4 protein-coding genes are annotated in these 4,334 nt (G+C 36.6%); 3 read left to right on the forward strand and 1 reads right to left on the reverse strand.

Going from position 1 to position 4,334, the window contains the following annotated elements; translation table 11 throughout:
* Positions 1-293 (reverse strand): site-specific integrase (locus J7438_RS24615; RefSeq protein WP_209278692.1); only part of this gene is annotated, 293 nt, incomplete at its 3' end.
* A gap of 187 nt (positions 294-480) precedes the next feature.
* Between J7438_RS24615 and J7438_RS24620 the strand changes: the two genes are divergently transcribed.
* The 3 genes from J7438_RS24620 to J7438_RS24630 all read left to right on the forward strand — a co-directional run bounded on the left by J7438_RS24620 (position 481) and on the right by J7438_RS24630 (position 4,232).
* Positions 481-2,139 carry a P-loop ATPase, Sll1717 family gene (locus tag J7438_RS24620; RefSeq protein ID WP_209278693.1) on the forward strand — a complete coding sequence of 553 codons (1,659 nt, stop codon included), beginning with the start codon at positions 481-483 and terminating at the stop codon, positions 2,137-2,139.
* Between the two features lie 135 nt (positions 2,140-2,274).
* A complete protein-coding gene (locus J7438_RS24625) occupies positions 2,275-3,654 on the forward strand; it encodes an ATP-binding protein (RefSeq protein ID WP_209278694.1) in 1,380 nt (459 codons plus the stop codon).
* An 80-nt stretch (positions 3,655-3,734) separates the two neighbouring features.
* Positions 3,735-4,232: a GNAT family N-acetyltransferase gene (locus J7438_RS24630; RefSeq protein ID WP_209278695.1), complete on the forward strand. Its 498-nt coding sequence runs from the start codon at positions 3,735-3,737 to the stop codon at positions 4,230-4,232.
* The last annotated feature ends 102 nt before the right edge of the window (positions 4,233-4,334 follow it).

The following is a 4,334-nucleotide window of genomic DNA, read 5'->3' on the forward strand; positions in this document are numbered from 1 at the left end:
TTAATGATGTCCACAAACTGCCAGGGTTTTCCCAGCACGTGTTTCCAGAAAAACTGCAGGCCGTTACGGTCGGTTTTGACCGTGCTCCATGAGTGGGATTCTACCAGTGCCGCAAAGTAGGTTTTCAGGTCATCGGGTTTGAGTGTGTCGGGGCAACGATCAAAGAAGGCTGCCACCCGTCGCAGTGGCCTGCTGTAGAGATCAATGGTGGATGGGCTTTTGCCCTGGAGTTTCAGGGTGGTGAGGTGTTTTTGATACAGTTTGTCAAACCGGATTTGCTCAGAACGTTCCATGTTGCTTCCTTATATAAGCCGCGCCGGAGTGGTACGGATATCAGGAAGTATTGGCAATGGTGGGGTGGCTGGAATGAACGGTATTTTTTGCCGCGTTAGCGGCTTGGTTCAACAAGTGGGTCCAGGTGACGCCTACGGCGCACCTGACCCAAGCGTTATGTCTCAAAGGAGATTGTACAAATAAATTATGCTAAATAACAAAATTCAAATTACTAGAAACATGAAGGTAGGAGCACTTGATGCAGAAACTGATTATGAATTATTGGATAAATGTTTTGTTGATAAAGGCTATCTAAATGAATTGACAGATGTTTCTAGTCCAACCTCTATAGTACTAGGTAGAACTGGTTCAGGCAAAAGTGCTTTATTATATAAAGTGCAGCAAGAAGTTAATAAAAGCGTACGGCTCGATCCTAATGATATATCAGTAAGATTTCTAGAATATTCGGATATAATTCAATTTTTTGATGCATTAAATGTCAATCTTGATCTTTTTTACAGGTTGTTATGGAGACATTTATTAACTGTTGAATTTTTGAAACTTAGATATGATATTAAAAACGAGTATGACAGCAATAATTTTTTCAAAAATTTAACGAATGCCTTAAGCAGAGACAAAACAAAGAAAAAAGCTTTAGAGTACTTCCGAGAGTGGGGTGATAAATTCTGGCTTGATACAGATGAACATCTTAAAGAAATCACATCTAAGCTTGAAGAAGATACAAAAGCGTCAGTGGGAGTAAAGTTTAGAGGGGTTAGTTTATCAGCTGAAGGGATTCAGCGTTTATCAGATCAAGAAAAAATCGAAGTTAAGCAAAGAGCAAGTCAAGTAGTAAACAGTCTTCAAATTAGAAAACTTAACGAAGTTCTTAATTTACTTTCTGAACATTCTTTTGATGATCAGCAAAAAAAGTTTTATATTCTAATAGATCAGTTAGATGAAGACTGGGCTAATACTGAAACTAGATGTAGATTTATTAGAGCACTCATCGAAGAAATAAAGACTTTCAGAAAAATAAAGCCTGTTAAAATTGTTGCGGCTTTGAGGAAAGATTTGCTTGATCTTGTATTTAACAAAACAAGAGATTCGGGCTTTCAAGAAGAGAAATATGAATCGTATATTCTTAATATCAGATGGTCTTCAGAAGAACTCAAACAGTTAATAGAACTTAGAATAAACGAAGTTTTCAAAAGTCAGTACACTGGCGAATTCGTACAATTTGAGGACTTGTTTCCTAAAGCTAGAAAAAATGGCGGGCAAACGGCAATTGATTTCTTATTGGAAAGAACATTAAGAAGACCAAGAGATATCCTTCAATTTGTAAATGAATGTTTTTACATTGCATCAGATAGAGAGCGCATTTCCTGGAGAGCAATGCAAGCTGCCGAAGCGCAGTATTCAGAAAAAAGGCTAAAGTCCTTAAAAGAAGAATGGGGTGAGATGTACCCATCGTTTGATGAAACCGTAGAAATTCTAAGAGGCTTAAGGGCAACATTTACAAGATCTGCAATTAATGATACCTCTCTTGAAGATGTTATGCTTCCTCTATATGAAAAAGATAATAATGACCCTTGTACTATTGTCGTAAAAAAATATTACGATGGAAAAGGCATAAAAGAAGTGGATGTAATTTCAGCAATGCTTTCATGTCTTTACAGGGTTAGTGCAATTGGCATTAAAATAAGTTCGTTAGATACATTTATATGGTCATATATAGATCAATCAACGGTATCAAAAGGCGAAATAAAAAGAGCCAATCAAATAAAAATCCATAAAATGTTACATAGAGCATTGGACATTGTAGTTGATCAAAAGGATGTTTTCAGCAAAGAGGACATCGACTAGACATAACAAAAACTTCCAGTTCGTTCCGGGGCTTCGCCCCTCCACCCGACGCCGCCGTCGGCGGCGCGGCTGAAGTTGGCGTTATGTTTCTCAGTGCAAACCAACTGAATTAATGTTAAAAATATAGGTTAATTGATGGCAATAAAAGGCTATGATAGTTCTTCGTTTGGTAAGAAACTCAGTAAATTAGTTTATCCAGCTCAACCCATTCATAGTATTGAACATCTTTTTGGCAGAGCTACAGAACTCAGAAGAATTGAAGAGGCTTTGTACGCATCTGGAAGGCATGTATTTATCTATGGAGATAGAGGCGTAGGAAAATCTTCTCTTGCTGCAACTGCCGCAAATCAATATCAAAGCTCAGATTCAGAATATATTGATGTTTCTTGTTCCCCAGATGCTACATTGGCTGATGTGATTGCAAATATTGCTTATCAAGCAATCAGTGCAAGTAGACTAAGAAATATTTCTATAAAAGATAAGTCATCTATTAAATTTAAGTTTTTAAACTTGGAAAAAGCTGAAGACATAAGTTTAAGAGATTTGCATGATGAAATAAAATCGCTTTTAGATGCAGTTGAAATCTTAAGAGAAGTTTCACTGATTCATTCCGATTCTCCAGTTGTTGTTATAGACGAGTTTGATCGAATGGAGTCTGAGAGTGAGCGTGCCTTGTTTGCGGATCTTTTAAAACATCTAGGAGATAAAAGAATTGCAATCAAATTTATTTTTACCGGGGTAGCATCAACAATTGATGCTCTATTAGGAGCACATCAGTCTGCAATACGGCAACTAGAGACTATTGAACTTCCAAAATTAAGTTGGGATGCACGCTGGGAAATCGTTACGGATGCAGCGAAAGCATTTGAAATTGAAGTAGATAAAGATATTTTGGTAAGAATAGCTGCAGTTTCAGATGGTTATCCATATTATGTCCATCTAATAACTGAAAAGTTGATGTGGCATCTCTTTTGGCAAGAAGACGATATAGTAAGCGTTAAAAAAGAGCATTACCATGCGGCAATAAATGATGCAATATTGAGCATATCTGCTGAATTGAAAAGACCTTATGAAAAGGCAATTTCTCAGCGTACAGGTGATTATGAACAAGTACTCTGGTCTACTGCAGATTCAGAGTGGTTGCATAGATACGTTAAAGATATGTATTCGTCGTATGAGTATATAATGCAAAAATTTTCTAACAAAGAAGCAATGGCTCAAACAAAATATAGAACACGAATTAGAAATTTAAAAAACGATTCATGTGGTGCCGTTTTAGCAGCTGACCCCAAAAATAAAGGAATGTATTCATACAGGGAGAAAATGTTGAGAGGCTATGTGCGAATGCAAGCTGAAGCTCATGGGATAGAACTTATTGGTGAACAAGCACAAGAAAAAACAGTTCAACATGCAACAGTTCGAGCAAGCAGTGGCTATTATCAACCCTCAGTACCACAAGGTGTTTATTTCGATAGAGAAAGAAGACATAGTACAAATACTGAAAACGAAACATAACAAAAAATTCCAGCGGACGCTCGCTCCGCTCGTACCGCTGAATTTGGCGTTATGTTCTAATCATAAATCACGGAGCAAGAATGAAAATAGAATTAATTGTTGCAGACTATTCAAATAAAAAACATGCTGATGACCTTGTTTCCTTATTGAATGATTATGCTATCGATCCAATGAGTGGAAATGAACCTTTGGATCAATACGTCAAAGAAAACCTGGCCAAAGAACTTGGTAAGGTTACAAGTGCTTTCAGTATTCTTTGTTATGTTGATGGTAAGCCTGCTGGTTTTGCAAATTGCTTCGAAGGGTTTTCAACCTTCAAATGTAAGCCCCTTATAAACATTCATGATATTGCAGTTAAAAATGAATATCGCGGAAAAAAGTTAAGCCAAATAATACTTGATAAAATTGAGGAAATTGCTTTTCAGAAGGGATGTTGCAAAATCACTTTGGAAGTATTAGAAGGTAATAAGCTCGCTCAGCAAGCCTACCTAAAATATGGTTTTGAACCATATAAATTAAACAGTGATAATGGTTGTGCTCAGTTTTGGCAAACAATAAAAAGGACACCCACTTTTTAAAAAGTGAAGAGAGTACGTCATTTATTCATTTTTTAAATGATAGTATTGATCATTGTAAGAATTTCTCATTCATACCAAACAGGAAGCGTATAAAAAGCACTC

This window comes from Thalassotalea sp. G20_0 (assembly GCF_017744175.1).
Taxonomy (GTDB): Bacteria; Pseudomonadota; Gammaproteobacteria; order Pseudomonadales; family Endozoicomonadaceae; genus Endozoicomonas.

What these genes read in the sequence shown, in the direction of transcription:
- J7438_RS24620 (WP_209278693.1), top strand. Translation starts at nt 481, where the DNA reads ATGCTAAATAACAAAATTCAAATTACTAGAAACATGAAGGTAGGAGCA.
- J7438_RS24625 (WP_209278694.1), top strand. Translation starts at nt 2,275, where the DNA reads ATGGCAATAAAAGGCTATGATAGTTCTTCGTTTGGTAAGAAACTCAGT.
- J7438_RS24630 (WP_209278695.1), top strand. Translation starts at nt 3,735, where the DNA reads ATGAAAATAGAATTAATTGTTGCAGACTATTCAAATAAAAAACATGCT.